Genomic DNA, 17,407 nt, shown 5'->3' on the forward strand with positions numbered 1-17,407 from the left:
GTTTCCAATCGTCTATTCAAATATTAAAATTTGAGGTAAAAATCAATAATCACTAATTTATTTATCCAATAGACCATTAATTCATCTGTGGATGCCTGACGGCAGGCTATCATTAATAGCTGCGAATAGAAATCATTTTTGTAAGAAGTTTGATCAGCAATTTCATGCAAGTCTACAGAAAAATAGGGTAACAGATTGGTATGTCTATTATCGTGGCTGAAGACCTGAGCAAAGTCTACCCCGTGGCAGTGAAAGAACCCGGATTAAAAGGAACTCTGAACCACTTTCTGCGCCGCACTTACCGAATGGTGGAGGCAGTTCGGAAAGTTTCATTTGAAATTGAAGCCGGCGAAGTGGTGGGATTTTTAGGGGCAAATGGTGCCGGTAAAACCACGACGCTGAAAATGCTCACCGGCTTAATTCATCCATCTGCCGGCACAGTGCACGTTGCCGGCATGGTTCCTTTCCAACGCGATGCCTCCTTTTTGCAACAAATTACCTTAGTGATGGGGCAAAAGCAGCAGTTGATCTGGGATCTGCCGGCACTTGACTCGCTGAAAATAAACGCAGCAGTCTATGGCATTTCTGATAAAGAATACCGCTTGCGTCTGGGAGAACTTACGGAAATGCTCTCCCTGCAAGGCAAACTCAACCAGCCGGTGCGAAAACTTTCTCTTGGGGAACGGATGAAAGCTGAGTTAATGGCGGCACTGCTTCACCGGCCTCAAGTGTTATTCTTAGACGAACCGACGCTGGGACTAGATGTAAACGCTCAAGTCAGTGTGCGACAATTCCTGCGCGAATATAACCAGCGTTATCAGGCAACAATACTGCTGACAAGTCATTACATGGCAGATATCACAGCCTTGTGCCGGCGCGTCTTGCTGATTCACGAGGGGCAACTGGTTTATGATGGCAGTCTCGATGGACTTTTAGATCGTTTTGCGCCGTATCGGGAAGTGCAGGTAGAACTTGCTCATCCGCTGCCGGTGGAAACCATGCAAGCAACCTCTATGCTATCTTCCTACGGTGAATTGGAATCAGTTGAAGGGCAGTCCGTGCGTCTCCTAGTAAAGCGCGAAGAACTCACAACGAGTGTTGCCAGAATTTTAGCTGAGTTAGAAGTGCTAGATTTAACCGTTACCGATCCACCTATTGAAGAAGTAATTGGCAGAGTTTTTCGCACCGGAAAAGTCACCTAATTTTTAATTCAAATTTTTCCCTCATCCCATTTCTCATGAATAAAGCCATCAGAACTGCTAAAACTTTGCTAGTTTCCTACTACGCCTATATGCTCGAATATCGAGCAGAATTATTTTTATGGGCGCTATCTGGATCTTTGCCATTTATCCTAATGGGAATTTGGATGAAAGCTTCTCAGAGTGGGAACTTTGGGTTACAGCCGGTGGATTTCGCTCGCTACTTTCTAGCAGCTTTTATTGTCCGGCAAACAAATGTAGTTTGGGTCATTTTTGAGTTTGAGAAAGAAGTCGTGCAGGGAAAGCTTTCTCCGCGACTTTTGCAACCGCTTGATCCAGTTTGGCACCACGTTGCTGGTCATATTTCTGAGCGATTTGCCCGTTTGCCATTTATTTTTGGGCTAGTCTTACTGTTTTTTGCCCTCTATCCACAATCGTTTTGGATACCAAATCCTGGACGATTTTTACTATTCTGGCTCGTTATTGTTTTTGCCTTTATCTTGCGCTTTCTGATCCAATACACCTTTGCTTTATTTGCTTTTTGGATAGAGAGAGCAACGGCAATTGAGCAATTCTGGTATTTGTTTTACCTGTTTTTTTCCGGCATGATTGCTCCTTTAGAAATGTTTCCAGAATCGGTGCGCCAAGTTGTGCAGTGGACGCCCTTTCCCTATTTGGTGCATTTTCCCGCTGCGATACTGGTAGGGTTGCCGGTGGATGTAGTTGGTGGGTTGTTAGTGATGCTGGGTTGGACAATTGTATTTTTTATCTGCAACCGCTGGTTATGGCGTCGAGGTTTGAAGCATTATTCGGGAATGGGTGCTTAAAAAATTGCCCCAAATTTGCCAACTAAGGCTCAACAATTTGTTGATTTTCACCTTGCGTAACTAACCAGGTTTCTAAGTCAGTGATCGCAGCAAAATCTAACAGTAACTCACTCAATTCTTCTAATTGCTCCAAGGAAAGCCGGTGCAAAGACTCTTGTAACTCACGAGAAACGGAACCAAACCGGCGAGTGAGTTGGCGCACAATCATAGTTAACGCTTCCTGTTTTCGCCCTTGTGCTAGTATCTCGTGATACCAGGGAGATTCTGATAATATTGCCATATCCCACCTCATTATTTGTTGAACTAAAGCGCTGTCTAATACAAACGTAGCAAAAAATGCCAGGAGCGTTTCTAACTGGTTCAGTTGCTCATCGGCGCGGAGGGTTTGCAAAGCGCGTCGCACGGTAGATTCCTCAGCACCCCCGCGCAACACTGGTACAAATGGCAGCAGGGTTTTAATAGATTGTTGAAAGGCGATTTCAACATCCACTTCCCAAAGATTGATCACGCGATAGTCTTGACGCGCCTGTAAGCCGGCAAACTCTGATTCATAACGAGTAGGAATTGCCACATTCCTCTCTTGTAAAATATTAACTAATACCGGATAAGCCGGCAGATTATATTTTTCCTCTGCCAGTGCTGCATAAGCCCGCACTCGCTTAGGCATTTCTGGCTTATAACGCAATTGTAATTCGTTCAGTAGCGGAAATTCCCCATGTTCAGGAGTGTAAGCTCGTACCAAGACATCACTCTCGCGGCGAACCCACTGAAAGTCTGAACTAATGATATCTCGCACTTCCACATCGGGAAACTGTGTCACCCATCGCACCCAACTTTCAGGCGCGAGGCTAATTAAACGTTTGCTGCCAATATCTGCCGGCTCAGTCATAGACGCGTTATATTGCGTTCCTCAATAGGATGGCTAAAGGTTGTTTAGACTAGCTTAGAACGATAGGGAGAACTCACCCAGGGTTTCACATCTCACTCAGTTGGCATTCCTCAGCTATGGCGATATTTTGTCAATTTGCGGTATTTTTGAACCCAAAATGCAAAAACAAAATGGGGATCATTCCAAGACTGCATAACAATCTATATTTAGTAACAATAGCTACAAAATAACATGGGAATTCTTTATATCTCTAATTAGGATAACTGAGATATAGGCGTTGAAAAATTTAATGACAGCCAAAAAGAACCTCGTTGTTATCGGCAATGGTATGGTCGGTCACAAATTCCTAGAGCTGATGGTTGCAAAAGGAGCGACACAGCAATGGAATATAATTACATTCTGCGAAGAACCTCGTGTTGCTTACGATCGCGTTAACCTCAGTGGCTTTTTCTCTGGGAAAACTGCGGGTGATTTAACGTTAGTTGAACCTGGGTTTTATCAAGAAAACGGAATTGAAATTCACATTGGCGATAAAGCAGTTGCGATTAATCGGGAACAAAAAACCGTCTCTTCAGCTAATGGGTTAGAAGTTCCCTACGACAAAATCGTTCTCGCCACCGGCTCTTATCCTTTTGTGCCGCCGATTAAAGGTAATGACGCGAAAGGTACATTTGTTTACCGGACCATTGATGATCTGGAAGCAATGTATGAATACGCCAAAAACTGCACCGTTGGCGTAGTCGTTGGGGGCGGTTTATTAGGATTGGAATGTGCAAATGCCCTGAAAAACATGGGGTTAAAAACCCATGTTGTTGAGTTTGCGCCCCGCTTGATGCCGGTGCAAATTGATGAAGCCGGTGGTGCAATTCTCCGCAGCAAAATCGAAGCGTTAGAAGTATCGGTTCACCCCAACAAAGCCACGACAGAAATTCTCAATGAAAATGGCAAAGTTTCTAAAATGCTGTTTGCAGATGGCGGCGAGTTAGAAACCGACATGATTGTTTTTTCTGCCGGCATTCGTCCCCGCGATGACATTGCCAGAAACTGCGGAATTGCCGTGGGCGAACGTGGCGGGATTATTATCAATGATTACTGTCAAACGTCCGATCCAGACATTTATGCGGTAGGAGAATGCGCCCTTTATCAAAATCGAATTTACGGATTAGTCGCCCCCGGCTATACGATGGCAGGCGTCGCAGCGGATATCCTGAGCAATACAGCGACGAGTACCTTTACCGGCGCGGATATGTCCACCAAACTCAAGTTATTGGGAGTGGATGTAGCAAGTTTCGGGGATGCCTTTGCCAAAACTGCCGGTGCTAAAGAAATCGCCATCACAGATACGGTTCAAGGTGTTTATAAAAAGCTGGTTTTAAATGAGGATGGCAGCCGGCTTTTAGGGGGAATTCTCATTGGAGATGCTTCCGCCTATGGCACTTTGCTGCAATTTGTCCAAAATGGGATTGCCTTGCCTCCCTATCCCGAAGATTTGTTAATGCCACCACGGGAAGGCAAGCCGGCATCTGCGGCAATGGGAGTCGAAAGTTTGCCGGATTCGGCGCAAATTTGCTCCTGCAATAATGTTACAAAAGGGCAGATTTGTAGCGCCATCCGCGAGGGCAACCTCACCGATGTGCCGACTGTGAAAAAATGCACAAAAGCCGGCACCGGCTGCGGCGGTTGCGTGCCATTGGTAACGGATATTCTCAAGTCTGAGATGAAGAAAGCCGGTTTGGTTGTCAAAAATCATCTCTGCGAACATTTTGCCTATTCCCGCCAGGAACTGTATCATTTAGTGCGAGTTCATAAAATTCAAACCTTTGATGAGTTAATTCAACAGCACGGCAGCGGTTTAGGATGTGAGATTTGTAAGCCGACTGTCTCTTCTATGCTTGCTTCTACTTGGAATGAGCATATTTTAAAAACTCCCCACGTCAGTTTGCAAGATACGAATGATTACTATCTTGCTAACATTCAGCGGGATGGAACGTATTCAGTTGTCCCGCGAGTACCCGGCGGGGAAATTACACCCGATCAGCTAATTGTTATCGGAAAAGTTGCCAAAGAATTTGGGCTTTATACCAAGATTACTGGCGGGCAGCGGATTGATTTATTCGGGGCGCGTGTGGATCAATTGCCCCAAATTTGGAAGCAATTGATAGATGCCGGCTTTGAATCAGGACACGCTTATGGAAAAGCACTCCGTACCGTAAAATCTTGCGTGGGAAGTACCTGGTGCCGGTTTGGCGTACAGGATTCTACAAGTTTGGCGATTGAAGTCGAATTGCGCTATCGAGGTTTACGTGCCCCCCACAAATTAAAATCTGCCGTTTCCGGTTGCACCCGCGAATGTGCAGAAGCGCAAAGCAAAGATTTTGGCATTATTGCAACAGAAAATGGTTGGAATTTGTACGTGTGTGGCAATGGTGGCATGAAGCCCCAACACGCCGTTTTACTAGCAGCGGATATTGACAAAGAAACGCTGATTAAGTATCTGGATCGCTTCTTAGTTTTCTACATCCGTACTGCTGATCGACTGGAACGCACGGCAACTTGGTTTAACAAACTTGAAGGCGGGATTGAATACCTGAAACAAGTAATTATTGAAGATTCCCTTGGCATTGGTGCTGAGTTGGAAGAACAGATGGAACACCTTGTCAGCACTTATCAATGTGAGTGGAAGGCAACCATTGAAGATCCAGAAAAAGTACAGCGGTTCCGGCATTTTGTTAATACGGATGAGCCAGATCCAAGTCTGCAATATGTAGATGAACGCGGGCAAAAACGCCCAGCTAAGGAACACGAGAAAACTTTAGTGGGTGCTGCTGAATAAGTTGCCCGTGTGGTGCCGGTAAGATGCCGGCATTACAAAAACATCGTTAACCAGAAATCAATAGGGAGAAAAGAAAGTGGTTCAAGCTTTACCAGTTCGTGAGAAAGTTACCCAATGGATTGATGTCTGTCCAGTGTCAGCAATTATACCCAATACAGGAGTTTGTGCCCTAGTTGAAGGTAAACAAGTCGCGGTTTTTCGGATAGGAAATGGTTCGGAAGTTTATGCACTCGGTAACTACGATCCGTTTAGCAAAGCCCATGTTTTATCGCGGGGAATTGTAGGTGATCGTAAGGGTGTTAAAAAAGTTGCTTCACCGATTTACAAGCAAAACTTCAATTTAGCGACAGGGCAATGTTTAGATGATGAAACGGTGAAGGTGCCGGCCTTCCCTGCCAGAGTTGTTGATGAGCGCGTGCAGGTAGCAATCGGTTAAAGTTGCGGTGATTTATCGTTGCCATAGAGCCAGAAGCCCGGTTTCTTGAAGAAATCGGTTTTTTTTGTATCTATCCAAATCTACAAATGGACTTTCCTTGCTTAATCGGAGAGTTATTCTTATAACCTTAAACCGACAACCTCAAAATCGTTAAATATCACCCGGAAAACACCGTTTAAACTTAGATTAGGAAGAGGTTTGTGCAACAGAGGCAAATTAGAGAATGGCGACGACTCAAGCAAAAGCAAATTGGACAGCACGCAGAACCAACAAATGCCGGCTCAAACTTTTAAGCCTAACAACCGCCGTCGTAACATTAGCTGCTATCACCTTTATTGACAAAGCCGGCGCGAATAGCCGGCAAAGCGCAACCACAGTGCCGGTGCACTCTCTCACACTGCAAGCGCGACAACAGACAAGCTCGGCGCTACTAAAAGAAGGAGAAAACTTGGTGAGGCGAGGAGAAGTCAAACGCGCACTCTCCGTTTATGCTGAAGCCGAAATACTTAACTCCCCACTCCCGGTTTCTGCCGGCGACTGGAACACCCTGTGCTGGTTTGGCAGCCTCTGGGGTCAAGCAGCGGATGTGATAGATGCCTGTAACAAGGCTATAGAGCTTGCACCCAAACAAGAAGAGTTCCGGGACAGCCGGGGTCTTGCACGGGCGCTTAGCGGCGATATTGAGGGTGCTATTGAAGATTTTCAGGTATTTGTAGACACGACGGAAGACCAAAGTCGCAAATACCAACGCCAAAGTTGGATCAATTCCCTGCGCCGGGGTCAAAACCCCTTCACCCCTGAACAAATAAAACAGCTATTTGTTGACTAAATAAAATGGTCAGCGATCAATCGTCAGCCGTCAGCCGCGCATCACAGCCGGCACCTGACAACTGATCGCTGAACAAAGTGAGAGCCTCTAGCAACGCTGCCAGAGGGCACTCAGTAACAGTGAACAGGTTGCCGTTATGACATAGCCTGAGCGATGTAGTCGAAGTAAGGGGCGGCTTCAGCGGCGTCTTCTTGGCTAAGCAGTGCTAGGGCTGCTTCTTTCAAGCAGCGGATGGATTCAGCCATACCAGGCACAGGAACACCCAGAGAGTTGTACATTTCCCGCACGCCAATGATCCCAATTTTTTCAATCGGTTCTTGGTCACCGGCAAGTATCCCGTAGGTAATTAGACGCAGATACCAGCCATAATCACGCAAACAAAGCGCCCGCTGACGCTGTCCGTAAGCATTACCGCCCGGAGAAATAAAGTCTGGGCGTTTCTGCCAAAGCCGTTTACTTGCTTGTTCTACAATTTTCTTTTCATTTTCTGCCAGTGTGCTGGCGATGCGAACCCGCTGTTCGCCGGTTTGAAAGAATTGTGTAATGCTCTTAAGTTCGCCGGTGCTTGGATAACGAAGCTCGTCGTCCGCTTGGAGAATAACTTGGCTAACTACGCTCATGGTTATTACTGCAGTCTCAGAAGATCATTAAGTAGTTTATCGATTCTGAGGGACACAAATAAAGAGTGCTCATAACAAGTTGCAATTAGAAACGTAAGTTTGGGCATTGGGGGTTGGGATTGGGGATGGGGCATTGGGCATTGGGCATTGGAAAATTACGGTTAAAGCCGCAATTTGAGGTCAGTTGTCAATTATGAGTAGTCAGTTGTCGGGGTTCATGGATAGGGTAAGGATAAGCGGGAACCGTGAACCGGCCAGATCGCAATTAACAACTCGCAACTGACAATGGACAAATTAGAGCAGACCGTTGACAAACGATGGCAACAGGGTGAATTGGTAGAAGTGGCCATCACAGATTTAAGTGACACCGGCGAAGGAGTCGGTCGATTTGACGGGCGCGTGGTATTTGTGCCCGATACCGTTCCCGGAGATCGCCTCCTCGCCCGACTGGTGCAAGTCAAGCCCCAATATGCCACCGGCAAAACCCACGAACTTCTCGAATCTTCCCCCCACCGGATTCGCCCTAGCTGCATTGTGGCGGATAAATGCGGCGGCTGTCAGTGGCAGCATATCGATTACTCGTACCAGTTAGAAGCCAAACGCAATCAGGTTATTCAAGCTTTAGAACGCATTGGGGGAATTTCTCTACCGCCGGTTGAGCCGGTGTTGGCCCCACCGGCAGCCTTGGGGTATCGCAACAAAGCCACCTATCCCTTGGGAATGTCATCAACTGGTAACGTACAGGCCGGCTACTACCAAAAAAATAGCCACCGGCTGGTTAACCTCAACCGCTGTCCCATTCAAGATGACCGCTTAGATCCACTGCTCGCAGAAGTCAAACAGGACATTCAGCGGCAAGGGTGGCGGGTGTATGACGAAAAGTATCACCGGGGAGAAGTGCGTCACCTCTCGCTGCGGATCGGTCGCCGGACAGGTGAGATTTTACTGACTTTGGTGGCAAGAACCGGCGAATTAGCGGAAATTGAGGCCCAAGCGCAGGTGTGGCTGAAGCGTTACCCGCAACTGGTGGGAGTTTGCCTGAATATCAACCCAGCCAAAACCAACGCTATTTTTGGCAAAGAAACCCACTGTATCGCCGGCCTTCCTTATATACACGAGGAATTTGCTGGTTTGCAGTTCCAACTGCGGGCGGATACCTTCTTCCAGGTGAATACAGAGGCAGCAGAGGCGCTGTTAGAGGCAATGGTCAATCAGCTGGATTTACAAGGCGATGAGGTGGTGGTCGATGCTTACTGCGGAATTGGCACCTTTACGTTGCCCCTGGCGAAGCGAGTGCGGGAAGCAATTGGTTTGGAAATGCAGCCGGCGGCAGTCGAGCAAGCCCAGCTTAATGCCCAACTGAATAACTTGACAAATGTAAGTTTTCGTGATGGAGAAGTTGAGACTTTACTGCCCCAATTGGGAGTCAAACCCGATATTGTTCTAATTGACCCGCCGCGCAAGGGATGTGATCGCACTGTTCTGGAAACGCTGGTACAGATTCAACCGGAACGCATTGTTTATGTCAGTTGCAAACCGGCAACTCTGGCGCGTGATCTCAAGTTTCTTTGCAATGCCGGTGGCTATCGTTTAACCCGCGTACAGCCGGCAGACTTTTTCCCCCAAACCTCACACGTTGAATGTGCGGCTTTTTTAGTGCGCTGAGTCAGTTGATACTGAGTTGCGCTCAAATCGGATTTAGTGGCAGCCGGGATTAAGGGATTAGGGGATTGCTGAATACGGCCCGATGAGTAAATGAGCACCCTTATTTGCTGATTTGTGTGGCCAACAAAAGTTCTTGATCCTTCTCCCTCTCCCCCTCTTTCCCCTCATTACCTCACAATTTTTATGTGGATCAGCTGAGGATGCCTCAGTGAGTAGAATTCTCTCGACAATTTTAGGGGGGTTATCTGCACCGGATGTTTGCCGGCAAATTTGTCACTATTAAAGAGTAAGTGGAGGGTAACTAAATGAACTTCTCAATTCAATCGCTCTACACCTGGTATCGCAGCACGATTCGCAATCCCAAGTATCGCTGGTGGCTTATTCTCGGCACAGCCGCTTATTTATTCAGCCCGATTGATATTGCCCCAGATTTTCTGCCCATTGTCGGACAAATTGACGATCTTGCCCTGGTGACGTTGCTCGTTTCCGAAGTGTCCCAACTGTTGATTGATCGCTACAAAGCTCGTAATGGCGAGAATCCGACTGAAACGGCTTCAGCCGGCGAAACTTCAACTGCCGGTGCCGGCACCATTGATGTCGATGCTGCAACCATTAAATAGTTGGCAACAAAACTTCAAAGCCGGCAAGTTTGTTAACAAGGGTCAAATCACCATAGTCTGTCGAAACCCGTTTTCTTCTCGGAAATGGGTTTCTTTTATGGGAAATTTAACGAAAAAGAGTACCATCTTACGAGGATTTATGCAAGGCGTTATTTCGGCAGCCATTGTTTTATTATCCATCCGTGACTAAACAGGAGCAATAAGGGCAAGCCGGCAGAAGTTTTTCACCCATTGCCTCAAAAGAAGGCCAAGCAGTAGCAACTGGGATATTTCTAAAGCGCTTATATCCAGTAAAACCCCCTTAAGGAAGAGATTTTTAGGCTGCCGTCCTGTTTCATTGGCTACAAAAAGTTATCAAATAAAAGAAATATTAATTTAATTTGCAATAAATTTCCGCAATTACACGTCTTCAGCTAGTCGCCCCCTCACCAAGTTTGTTAAAGGGTGTGAAGCACTCTGAGAAAAGTTGGGTGCTAGGCTAAAGCCCATCTCATTTGCGATTCTATGGGAACAAATTAAAATTCTCTCCCCCTCGCCCACTCTCTCCCTGAATCCGGGCAGAAAAATTTAGTGGAGTGCAAGCTTATTGTGAGGCGAGTTTGGTGGTACTTTTAAAATTGCCATTATTTTAATAGAGTATGTTAGCCGGAGATTTGACGGGATTGCCCGTATTACTTCCAAGCTTAAGCCTCTCGGTGTTTGTCTATGCCTCAATACCCATCTATGAAATTTAGCGAACTGGTAGAAAAACTTGGTGAAGCTGCCGGTAAAAATAGCCTGACGTCTACAAGTGACGATCTGGAAATTATAGGGGTGGCACAGATTGAGGAGGCAACCGCCAGTACCATCAGTTATATAGAAGGGGCAAAATATGCCTCCCAGTTGGAAAAAACAGCAGCGAGTGCTGTAATTTTATCGATGGATGATGCCCTACAAGCCAAAGCAAACCAACGGGGTATTGCTTGGATTGCCGGCCATAATCCGCGATTGTTGTTTGCCCAAACGATCGCATTATTCTACCAACCTTTTCAGCCGGCACCAGAAATTCATCCCACTGCCGTGATTCATCCTTCCGCCGAAATTGGCGCGAAAGTCTACATCGGTGCTCATGTAGTTATTCAAGCCGGCGCGAAGATTGGCAACGGCGTGTGCATTCATCCAAATGTGGTAATTTATCCCGAAGTCCAAATCGGTGATCGCACAGTTTTACACGCGAACTGCACCATTCAAGAACGCACGCTAATCGGCGCAAATTGTGTGATTCACAGTGGTTCAGTGATTGGTAGTGAGGGGTTTGGTTTTGTGCCAACACCATCAGGTTGGTTCAAAATGGAGCAATCAGGCCGCACAATCTTAGAAGATGGTGTAGAGGTTGGGTGTAATTCTAATATTGACCGACCGGCTGTCGGAGAAACACGGATTGGTCGCAACACAAAAATTGACAATTTGGTACAAATTGGTCATGGCTGTAAAGTCGGCACAAATTGTGCAATATCCGGTCAAGTTGGGCTTGCCGGCGGTGTCAAACTAGGCAACAATGTCATCTTGGCCGGCCAAGTGGGGATAGTGAATCAAGTAAAAATAGGAGATGGGGCGATTGCATCAGCCCAATCAGGAATTCATACCGATGTTCCTGCCGGCGAGATATACTCTGGGACGCCGGCTGTTCCTCATAAGTTATTTTTGAAGGCTTCCGCTATTTCCGCTCGCCTGCCGGAAATTTATCAATCTATTAAGCAAATTCAGCGCTACTTTAAAAACTCCCGCAACAATCTCTAAGCGCTGCTGGCAAATTTCTAATGTTTCGGCAATTGCTGGCGCGTTGAGTACGCTTATTTATGGGTGCTACATTCCAGCGGCAGATTGTTCGTCGGTATTTAAAATCACGCGTCCAGTTGAGCAAGAACGCTTGCATTTGTGCGGAAAATTTCGCCCACTGGTAAGCGCAATCATCCGCTGTGAATGCTGTAGGAAGGCGCACACTACATAAGAGGCGCTTGCCGGTTCAAGGTTGAGGTGAAACGAATTCTTTCTCATCTCCTCATCTGTCCCTCTGTTGTCGGCGATCTGTTTAGGACAACTCTCTATTTCTTCGGACAGATGACTCTACAGATCGGCTTTCACCTGTTTTTTGTTATCGAACCTGGATGTGAACACGGTTAAATTTTAGCTGATAGAAGGGTTAAACCTTAACAGGGTAATCTCTGCTACCCCCCTCATGATGTTCACTTTCTACCTGATGGTAAAAATAATTTTTACAATTGAGAGATTTAAGGATATATTTTTTATAGAGTCCAGATAACCTCAGACTCGATTTGCTAGCCAAAAAATTAAAGGGTATTTACGAGGCGATGACAGAAACTGCAACAGCTCCACTTACCGGAAAGGCACTGCTTCAAAAGGTAAAAGAACTCTCACATTTACCGAGGCGAGAAACCGCAAAGCGCTGCGGGTACTATACCGTCACAAAAAATAGCCAAACCCGCGTCAATCTCACAGATTTCTATGACGCTGTGTTGGCCGCAAGGGGAATTCCTTTAAGCCCAGAAGGAGCTAAAGATGGCCGGGGTCGCGAACCGACGTATCGCGTGAGTGTCCACAAAAATGGACAAATTGTGATCGGTTCTACCTACACAGAAGCGATGGGATTAAAGCCTGGGGATGAATTTGAAATCAAGCTCGGCTACAAACATATTCATCTGATCCAGGTGGATTCTAATAAGAATGGCTCCCTGAAAGATGAAGACGATGAGGAGGATGAAGACGACGAGGAGTAAGCCGGGCCGGCAAAGATCCCTACAACTGAATAAGGATCTAAAAAACAAGCGTCAATGAGCTAGTATCTGCATTTCTAGCTCATGCTTATGCTTGACTCCTGGTAATTTCTGATCCAGTAACCAGCCCGTTCCTTTTATGGTTCGCTGTCAAAATGTTTGTGCCAATAAAAGAGGCAACTGCATTAATTAAGGTGATGGCTTTTTTCTTCACCTGGGCGGGCTTCTGGTTGCCGATAGCCATTCCTCTGGCAATTGTTTTGAAGTGGCACCCCCAAAAGCCAATGTCGGTCGCTCAAAAGCTGCCTTTAATGGCTTCGCTTTACCTGATAGCTCCACTAATTGTGTGGGGGGCTGTCGGCATCGAAAACGTGCCATTTTCCAATTACGGCCTAGCTTGGGAACCTTCTGTGTTAGTTCACTTAGCGCTAGGTTTTGGATTGGGAGTTTTCAGCTTAGCTATTCTGTTTGGTTTGCAATGGGCGCTAGGCTGGATTTCTTGGCAACCGGCAGACATTTCTAAGTTGGCTTCTGCACTACTGCCCACCCTGTTGTTAGGACTGTGGGTGGGTGGAACTGAAGAGTTAATCTTTCGCGGATTCCTGCTAAACCAGCTGCTACAAGACTACTCAATCTGGGTGGCGGCAGCAATTTCTAGCGTGATTTTTGCCATCCTCCACCTGGTTTGGGAAGTTCGAGAGACTCTACCCCAACTGCCCGGACTGTGGCTGCTGGGGATGGTTTTGGTGCTAGCACGCGCTTGTGATGGCGGCAGCTTGGGTTTAGCATGGGGACTTCATGCCGGCTGGATCTGGGCGATTGCCAGCCTGGATACAGCCGAGCTAATGACCTACACTGGCACCGTACCCGCCTGGATAACCGGCTTAGGGAAAAAACCCTTAGCCGGTGGCGTTGGCATCCTCTTGTTATTAGCTACCAGCTCACTACTTTGGTTAGTGCTGAGTCCTGAGTTGTGAGTGCTCAGTGCAGAGTCGGACAGTGCCCAATGCCCATACCTTTAGGTTGGCACAGCCATGCCCATACCTTTAGGTTGGCACAGCCTTGCCCCATGCCCAATTCCCCATGCCCCATGCCCAAATTCAACGTCGGCTCACTGTTACAATCGTCACGGGATTGAGGGGTGATAAGCGGGTTAGTTGGCCGCCAATTGGCACCGAACGGGATAGCTGTACTTGTAGCAGCCGATGACTCCAATCGCGTTCGCGCCGCATCCGCTCATTCACCCAAATTAAAGCGTCGTTAAGATGCTCTAGCGTTGCTAAAGCCAGCACCATCACCCCACCAGCCTTTAACTGACCCCCGCAAACGCCTAGAATTTGACGCAATTGGCCCCCTGTGCCGCCGATAAAAATTCGGTCAGGTGCCGGCAGGCGATAGAGAATTTCTGGGGCGCTGCCGTTAATAGACACAACATTTGTTACACCCAACCGGCGGCAATTTTGCTCAATTAAAGTGGTGCCGACAGCGGTTTTTTCAATTGCATAAATTTGAGTGTTCGGGCACAAACGAGCCATTTCAATTGACACAGAACCTGTGCCGGCACCCACATCCCAAATCGTTTGAGCCGATTGTAGAGCTAATTCCCCCAGTACCAAAATGCGAACTTCTCGCTTTGTCATCAGTCCTGGGCGATCATTAAAGCTGACAAATGTGTGGTCTGGTAAGCCTAATATTGGCAGACTTTTCACGTCCACTTTCCCTTGAGCGAAATTAGGCCGGCGCAGTAAGACAACCACATTTAGCGGTTCAAAATGCTGTTGCTGCAAACGCGCCAGTTCTGCCGGATCTAGAGCCGGCCAACCCTGAACCCGTTCGTTTGCACCCCCTAAATTTTCACACACCCATAACTCATAGCTGCTGGGCAAATCTAGAGATAGCAGCAGGCGTGCAATAGCAGATGGGTTGTGAGTTCCATCCGTCAGCACCGCAATTTTCTCAACACCTTGGCGCAGCGCTTCGAGCAATTCATCCACAGAACGCCCGTGAGCACTAATTACACGCGCATCCTGCCACGGCACCTTCAGCCGGTTAAAAGCTAACTGAACAGAACTTAAATGTGGGTGAAATATTAGCTTGTCTGCCGGCAATTCTTCTAGCAGTAAGCGTCCCAAACCAAAAAAGAGCGGATCGCCAGAAACCAACACCACGATTTGTGTAGGCGGGGAAACTACAGAAGAGAAGTCAGCCGTTATATTTTCCTCAACACTTTCTGGTTGTTCGCTAGACAGCCGTTTGCGAATATCACGAATTACCAGATTTAAATCTCCAATAACCAGGCGTTCTGCCTGATGGTTTGGGAAATAACCTAAGTGCCGCTCACTCCCCACCAGCAGCGTCGCCTTCTCCACCAGATGCTGGACTGACAGAGTCAGTCCAGCTACCCCATCCAAGCCAATTCCAACAACGTGTACAAGCACCATAACATCAGCTAATAAGCATTAAAATTTCCGCGTCAGAGGAGAGAGTGGGGAGCGGGAGAAAGGATGCTCATTATCCTACCAGTTGCCGGCGCATTGGGCATGGGGAATGGGGCATGGGGCATGGGGCATGGGATGAAGGTGACCGCTGCATTTCTTGCACCTAGCCCTTAGCCCTTAGCTCCTAGCCCCTAATTTGGCTTTGCTGTAGCTGTTCCCACAGTTGGTCTTGGCTGCGCGCCGGCTCTTTACAGGTTAAGCCCTGGCAAACAAGTCCAGCGATGCCTGCCGGCAAATCAGTCTGTTGGTGATAAACGGCACAAGGCAAATACTGAGCGTTTAGAGACGCAATAGAGTCACCGGCTGTGCGAATTAAGGTGTGATTTTGATACCAGTCGAGAGCCGTAAATAAGCTGGGACACGCTTGGGGTGAGCGGTTCATGATGCTGCTAAACGCCTGCAGCGTTTGCTCGGCTTTGTCGAGATATTCCAGGTTTTCGCTCAGCAGGGAGAGGCGAACTAAGTTGGCAATGGCGATGCCGTTGGCTGCCGGTGTTGCGTTATCTGCATAACTGCGTTCACGAACCAATAATTCTTGACTGGAATCGTTCGGTGTATTGTAATAACCTCCCAGTTCAATACTCCAGAAAAATTCGTCAAATTCTTCTTGAACTTTGAGGGCGTTTTCTAACCAGAACTTGGCAATCGGCAATTGTGCGACTTCTTCACGATTCCCCATTCCCAGCGCAGCTTGATGCAGATCGAGCAAAGCTTTGATAAACAGGGCGTAATCTTCGGATTGTGCCATGACTGCCGACTGGCCATCGTAATTGAGCCGGTAGAAGCGCCCCTCAACCCATTGATGATCGAGGATGAATTGGGTGGCTTTTATGGCGAGTTGTAGGTATTCTGGCTGTTGAAGGATGGCACCGGCTCTGGCTAAACCTGAAATCATTAGGCTGTTCCAGGCGACAATCATTTTGGTATCGGTAACTGCCGGAATGCGACCCGGCCAGTTGAGGGTTTTGGCTTCTAGGTTATTCCGGGCTGGGGGAAAGGTTTCCAGAGAAGCCGGTGATCCGCCGTAGCGGCCTGCAAAGAGTTTTGCGAGGGCAGTTTCGACTGTGTGACTCAGTTTGCCGGCATCGCGTCTTTGCAAGACGTTGCGCCCTTCAAAATTGCCGCCGGCAGTTACGGTAAAGTGCTGTTGTAGTTCTGCGAGTTCTTCGCGGGTAAGCAACTGTTCGAGTTCGTTGAAACTCCAAACGTAAAAGTCGCCCTCCTCCGGTTCTACAGCATTTTGATCTGCAAAGCTGTCGGCATCTTGGGCGGCATAGAAATAACCTGCCGGCGCAGTCATTTCTCGCTTCAGCCATTGCACTGTGCCGGCGATCGCACGTTCAAAGGCCGGTTCTTGGATGCCCGCACTCCACAAATTCGCCAGATATTCCACAATCTGACCGTTATCGTAAAGCATTTTCTCGAAGTGAGGCACCGTCCAAGTCGGGTCAACGGTATAGCGGTGAAATCCGCCGGCAACGTGGTCGTAAATGCCTCCTAAAGCCAAATCTAGCCCGCGTTGCGTGCAAACTTGTTTGGCGTCAGATTTGGAGTCAAAATTAAACCGAACCCCTCGCAGCACTAACTCTGCGTAAGGAATCATCGGGAAACTTGGCCCAGGATGTTTGGAAGCAATAACAGCCGTATTGGTTTCTAAACCCTTGTGCAACAAATCCTCACTCAGTTGAGATGCCGGCAACACAGCAGACTGTTGCAGGTTCTCTAACATCTCTTCTTTTACTGAGCGTAATTTGGCTTTATCTACGTCATAAAACCGGCGAATTGCCTGTAATACTTGCAAAAATCCGGGGCGTCCGTAGCGGGGTTCTACGGGGAAGTAGGTGCCGCCGTAAAAGGGTACGAGTTCATCAGGGGTGAGAAAGACATTGAGGGGCCAACCTCCTTGACCCGACATCATCTGTAACGCTTGCATATACAAACTGTCGATATCTGGGCGTTCTTCGCGATCAACTTTAATCGGAAGGAAATTGGCATTCATGTACTGTGCGATCGCATTGTCTGAAAAGGCTTCTCCTTCCATGACCGTGCACCAGTGGCAGCTAGAGTATCCAATGGATAGGAAAACGGGTTTATTGTCGCGGCGGGCAGTTTCTAGGGCTTCGTCACTCCAGGGCCACCAATCGATTGGATTTTCAGCGTGTTTGCGGAGGTAAAGGCTTTGGGTTTGGGCGAGGCGATTTGACATAGTAAATAATG

At 47.6% G+C, this 17,407-nt stretch carries 15 protein-coding genes; 10 read left to right on the top strand and 5 right to left on the bottom strand.

Annotation, left to right across the window (positions count from 1 at the left end):
* Window positions 1-200 precede the first annotated feature (200 nt).
* Both H6F56_RS05010 and H6F56_RS05015 read left to right on the top strand, forming a co-directional pair.
* On the top strand, window positions 201-1,202 hold the full coding sequence (locus tag H6F56_RS05010) for an ABC transporter ATP-binding protein (RefSeq protein WP_190665742.1): 1,002 nt from the start codon (window positions 201-203) through the stop codon (window positions 1,200-1,202).
* A gap of 35 nt (window positions 1,203-1,237) precedes the next feature.
* Window positions 1,238-2,026: an ABC transporter permease gene (locus H6F56_RS05015; protein WP_190665743.1), complete on the top strand. Its 789-nt coding sequence runs from the start codon at window positions 1,238-1,240 to the stop codon at window positions 2,024-2,026.
* Window positions 2,027-2,048: 22 nt separating this feature from the next.
* On the opposite strand, the gene H6F56_RS05020 is transcribed toward H6F56_RS05015, so the two are convergent.
* On the bottom strand, window positions 2,049-2,915 hold the full coding sequence (locus tag H6F56_RS05020; RefSeq protein ID WP_190665744.1) for a DUF4351 domain-containing protein: 867 nt from the start codon (window positions 2,913-2,915) through the stop codon (window positions 2,049-2,051).
* 289 nt (window positions 2,916-3,204) lie between these two features.
* Between H6F56_RS05020 and nirB the strand changes: the two genes are divergently transcribed.
* The 3 genes from nirB (at window position 3,205) to H6F56_RS05035 (ending at window position 7,013) form a co-directional block, all read left to right on the top strand.
* Entirely contained in the window at window positions 3,205-5,748 is a 2,544-nt protein-coding gene (gene nirB, locus H6F56_RS05025) for a nitrite reductase large subunit NirB (protein ID WP_190665745.1), read from the top strand.
* A gap of 76 nt (window positions 5,749-5,824) precedes the next feature.
* Window positions 5,825-6,184 carry a nitrite reductase small subunit NirD gene (gene nirD, locus H6F56_RS05030; RefSeq protein ID WP_190665746.1) on the top strand — a complete coding sequence of 120 codons (360 nt, stop codon included), beginning with the start codon at window positions 5,825-5,827 and terminating at the stop codon, window positions 6,182-6,184.
* A 223-nt stretch (window positions 6,185-6,407) separates the two neighbouring features.
* Window positions 6,408-7,013 (top strand): tetratricopeptide repeat protein, encoded by a 606-nt coding sequence (locus tag H6F56_RS05035; RefSeq protein WP_190665747.1) that lies wholly within the window; start codon window positions 6,408-6,410, stop codon window positions 7,011-7,013.
* A gap of 134 nt (window positions 7,014-7,147) precedes the next feature.
* Here H6F56_RS05035 and apcD read toward each other — a convergent pair whose 3' ends face one another.
* On the bottom strand, window positions 7,148-7,633 hold the full coding sequence (apcD, locus tag H6F56_RS05040) for an allophycocyanin subunit alpha-B (RefSeq protein WP_190665748.1): 486 nt from the start codon (window positions 7,631-7,633) through the stop codon (window positions 7,148-7,150).
* Between the two features lie 285 nt (window positions 7,634-7,918).
* Between apcD and rlmD the strand changes: the two genes are divergently transcribed.
* The 3 genes from rlmD (at window position 7,919) to lpxD (ending at window position 11,697) form a co-directional block, all read left to right on the top strand.
* Window positions 7,919-9,298: a 23S rRNA (uracil(1939)-C(5))-methyltransferase RlmD gene (gene rlmD, locus H6F56_RS05045; protein ID WP_190665749.1), complete on the top strand. Its 1,380-nt coding sequence runs from the start codon at window positions 7,919-7,921 to the stop codon at window positions 9,296-9,298.
* Between the two features lie 305 nt (window positions 9,299-9,603).
* On the top strand, window positions 9,604-9,918 hold the full coding sequence (locus H6F56_RS05050; RefSeq protein ID WP_190665750.1) for a YkvA family protein: 315 nt from the start codon (window positions 9,604-9,606) through the stop codon (window positions 9,916-9,918).
* Window positions 9,919-10,641: 723 nt separating this feature from the next.
* Window positions 10,642-11,697: a UDP-3-O-(3-hydroxymyristoyl)glucosamine N-acyltransferase gene (gene lpxD / locus H6F56_RS05055; RefSeq protein ID WP_190665838.1), complete on the top strand. Its 1,056-nt coding sequence runs from the start codon at window positions 10,642-10,644 to the stop codon at window positions 11,695-11,697.
* Window positions 11,698-11,763: 66 nt separating this feature from the next.
* On the opposite strand, the gene H6F56_RS05060 is transcribed toward lpxD, so the two are convergent.
* Window positions 11,764-11,955 carry a hypothetical protein gene (locus H6F56_RS05060; RefSeq protein WP_190665751.1) on the bottom strand — a complete coding sequence of 64 codons (192 nt, stop codon included), beginning with the start codon at window positions 11,953-11,955 and terminating at the stop codon, window positions 11,764-11,766.
* Window positions 11,956-12,269: 314 nt separating this feature from the next.
* Between H6F56_RS05060 and H6F56_RS05065 the strand changes: the two genes are divergently transcribed.
* Together H6F56_RS05065 and H6F56_RS05070 are read left to right on the top strand one after the other, a co-directional pair.
* Window positions 12,270-12,695 carry an AbrB family transcriptional regulator gene (locus H6F56_RS05065; RefSeq protein ID WP_190665752.1) on the top strand — a complete coding sequence of 142 codons (426 nt, stop codon included), beginning with the start codon at window positions 12,270-12,272 and terminating at the stop codon, window positions 12,693-12,695.
* 194 nt (window positions 12,696-12,889) lie between these two features.
* Window positions 12,890-13,669, top strand: a complete 780-nt coding sequence (locus H6F56_RS05070) for a CPBP family intramembrane glutamic endopeptidase (protein WP_190665839.1) — start codon at window positions 12,890-12,892, stop codon at window positions 13,667-13,669.
* A gap of 123 nt (window positions 13,670-13,792) precedes the next feature.
* On the opposite strand, the gene cbiE is transcribed toward H6F56_RS05070, so the two are convergent.
* Both cbiE and H6F56_RS05080 read right to left on the bottom strand, forming a co-directional pair.
* A complete protein-coding gene (gene cbiE / locus H6F56_RS05075) occupies window positions 13,793-15,133 on the bottom strand; it encodes a precorrin-6y C5,15-methyltransferase (decarboxylating) subunit CbiE (protein ID WP_190665753.1) in 1,341 nt (446 codons plus the stop codon).
* A gap of 181 nt (window positions 15,134-15,314) precedes the next feature.
* Window positions 15,315-17,396, bottom strand: a complete 2,082-nt coding sequence (locus H6F56_RS05080; RefSeq protein WP_190665754.1) for a thioredoxin domain-containing protein — start codon at window positions 17,394-17,396, stop codon at window positions 15,315-15,317.
* Window positions 17,397-17,407 lie beyond the last annotated feature (11 nt).

Origin of the sequence: Microcoleus sp. FACHB-672 (assembly GCF_014695725.1) — a bacterium.
Classification (GTDB): domain Bacteria; phylum Cyanobacteriota; class Cyanobacteriia; order Cyanobacteriales; family Oscillatoriaceae; genus FACHB-68.